Consider the following 2,809-nt stretch of genomic DNA (forward strand, 5'->3'; position numbering starts at 1 on the left):
TACGCAGCGTTCCGAGGAGTTGCTCGGCAGTGGGGTGCTGCGGATTACGCTGCCCGCGCCGGAGATTCCGTGGACCGGCGGCTACCGCGCCGCCGACCCGCGTCGCGTCGCCGACACCCTGGCGGGGCTGCGCCCGGATGTCCTGGAGGTGTCGGATCGGTTGACACTGCGTGGTTTCGGCCGCTGGGCGCGCCGCCGCGACATCGCGGGCGTGATGATCTCCCACGAGCGCCTCGACCGCCTGCTCGGTCAGGTGCTGCCCGGCCCGATCGCCCGCCGCGCCGCCGACGCCGCCAACCGCCGCACCGCCGCGAACTACGACATCGTCGTCTGCACCACCGCGTTCGCGCGCGAGGAATTCCAGCGCATCGACGTCGAGAACGTCGAACTCGTCCCGCTCGGCGTCGATCTGGACATGTTCCGCCCCGACCGCCATGACCACCGCCTGCGCACCGAGTTCGGCGCGGACGACTACCCGCTGCTCGTGCACTGCGGCCGCCTGTCACTCGAAAAGCGCGTCGACCGCAGCATCGCCGCGGTGAGCGCGCTGCGTCGACGCGGCCTCGACACCCGCCTGATCGTCGCCGGTGACGGCCCGCGCCGCGACGCCCTCGAACGCCAGGCCCGCCTCATCCCGCCCCTGCCCGACGGCCGCCCCACCGTCCACTTCGCCGGATTCATCAGCGACAGACCGGCATTGGCCACCCTCCTCGCCACCGCCGACGTCTCCCTGGCCCCCGGCCCCCACGAAACCTTCGGCCTCGCCGCCCTGGAAGCCCTCGCCGCAGGCACCCCGGTAGTAGCCAGCCGCTCCTCCGCCTTAGCCGACATCGTCACCGCCGAAGCGGGCGCGGTCGCCGCCGACCACCCCCGCGCCTTCGCCACCGCCGTCACCGACGTCCTGGCCCGCCCCCCGGCCGAACGCCGCCAGGCCGCCCGCAGCCGAGCCGAGCAATTCACTTGGCCTGCAGCCGTTTCCGGCATGCTCGGCCTACTCGGCTCGGCCTAGACGGCACTCGGCTAGGGCGACGCGCCGCCTCGGTGGGTGGCCCTGGCTCGGCAGTCGCTCAGTCGCGGCTCGGGTCGGGCTGCCAGGGGATGTGGGTGCGGCCCTCGGCCTCGGCGGCCGCCTTGGACGAATTGAGCTGGTACGCGGTGATGCCGCCGGGCTGCCATGGTCCCGCCGACCCGGCCGCGACGGCGGTGTCGGCCTTGGCCACCAGCCCGATCTCGTTGCGCACCACCGTGATCGGGCGGTCGGCCAGGGAGAACCAGTCCAGGTCCAGGAAGTCGTGGCTGCCCTGGGTGAGCGCGCCGCGCCGCATGGCGTCGCCGAGCCGTTCGGCCATGCCCTTGGTGCGCAGATGCCCCTCGTCGGCCTCGAACAGGCCCGCGCCCGCCTTCAGATACCCGGTCTCGAACAGTGAAATGACCATGGCCAGCAGGCTGAACGCGCGCGGATCGTCATTGGCGCGCGCCATGAACGCGAACACCTCGATCTCGTTTTCCAGGGTGGTGCCGTATCCGGCGAGCACGTGCACCCAATCGTGCTGGGCCAGCAGCGGCGGCGCGGAACCGGCCAGACCCGGGGTGACGAAACCACGGTCGCGGTAGAAGTCGGCGACGCCACGACCCAGCGTGCCCACCGGCAATTCCCACAGCTCACCCCAGCGCCCGGCCAGCGCCGGATCGTCGGTGACCGCGCTCCAGGAATTGTCCTATCCGTCGGTGTGCAGGTCGTCCAGCCGCAGCGCGTCCAGATTGCCCAGATACCCGTTGCGGGAGAAGTCGACCGCCGCGAGATCCACCGCGCCCTCGGCATACATCCGCGCCACCGCGATCATGTCGTCGTCGACGCCGAGCGCATCCGCGAACTCCCGCAACCGATCCGCCACCGCCTCGGGCAGCGGCCGCACCACCAGCGCCGCCAGCAGCATGGTCTGCACCACCCGCTCCCGGAAGATCCGATTGCGCCGCGCCATTCCCGCCGCGAATTCCGCGGCCCCGATCGGCCGCACCTCGGCCAGCTCCACCGGATGCCCCGTCATCGACAGGAACATCGCCGGAATCAGCAACTCCTGCAACGGCGTCAGCCCGGCCTCACCGATCGCCGCACTCACCACGCCCCGCGCCACGAACCGCACCTCGGCGGCATCCGGCGGCGTGAGCAGCACCTCATCCATCTCCCAGCGCCTCCCGCACTCCATTCCAACCACACTGACCCGCCCATTCTGGCCACGAAACACCACCGGCGCCCGCTCATTTCACTGTTGGCGTAGCCCGCTGGGGAACATCCACGGCAGGCCCAGGCACCTCGGCGATACCCCGCTGAACATCCCGCCGCGGCCCGGCTCCGAATCACGCGGGAGGAGGTGATTCGCCGATGGACCCATGGTCGATGTTCTGCAGCTGGATGTGCACGATGATGTCCGGTTGCTGTCCGGGCATGTAAGCGGCGGTACCCCGGGGCGACCGCCCCGGGGTAGGCACCTGAATTTCGGATGAACTCCGCTCGAGAGCCATTCAGGCCGAGCTATCTCGTTGTGACACTGAAGGTGTGAGCGCTGAGCTTCTCGTTCTGTTGATCGTGGTTGTCACCGCGTTGGCCTTCGATTTCACCAACGGATTCCATGACACCGCCAATGCGATGGCGACTTCCATTGCGACCGGTGCGCTTTCCCCCCGGGTGGCGGTGGCCTTGTCGGCCGCGCTGAACCTGGTGGGCGCGTTCCAGTCGGTGGAGGTCGCGAAGACGGTAGGCATCCGGGTCTTCGATGTGCGGGATCCCTTCCACGCCAAAGAGATCGCC

4 protein-coding genes are annotated in these 2,809 nt (G+C 70.1%); 2 read left to right on the forward strand and 2 right to left on the reverse strand.

The features are described from left to right. On the forward strand, positions 1-1,009 hold a 1,009-nt coding region (locus tag ACWELQ_RS42840; RefSeq protein WP_452402706.1), incomplete at its 5' end, for a glycosyltransferase. 58 nt (positions 1,010-1,067) lie between these two features. Here the strand turns inward: ACWELQ_RS42840 and ACWELQ_RS42845 are convergent. Continuing rightward, complete coding sequence (locus tag ACWELQ_RS42845) at positions 1,068-1,646, reverse strand: hypothetical protein (RefSeq protein WP_452402707.1); 579 nt, start codon at positions 1,644-1,646, stop codon at positions 1,068-1,070. 72 nt (positions 1,647-1,718) lie between these two features. After that, a complete protein-coding gene (locus ACWELQ_RS42850) occupies positions 1,719-2,183 on the reverse strand; it encodes a hypothetical protein (protein WP_452402708.1) in 465 nt (154 codons plus the stop codon). A gap of 374 nt (positions 2,184-2,557) precedes the next feature. Here ACWELQ_RS42850 and ACWELQ_RS42855 point away from each other — a divergent pair. Continuing rightward, positions 2,558-2,809: inorganic phosphate transporter (locus tag ACWELQ_RS42855; RefSeq protein ID WP_452402709.1), on the forward strand; the 252-nt coding region annotated here is incomplete at its 3' end.

Source organism: Nocardia sp. NPDC004722, assembly GCF_053601505.1.

What these genes read in the sequence shown, in the direction of transcription:
- ACWELQ_RS42850 (WP_452402708.1), bottom strand. Translation starts at nt 2,183, where the DNA reads ATGGATGAGGTGCTGCTCACGCCGCCGGATGCCGCCGAGGTGCGGTTC.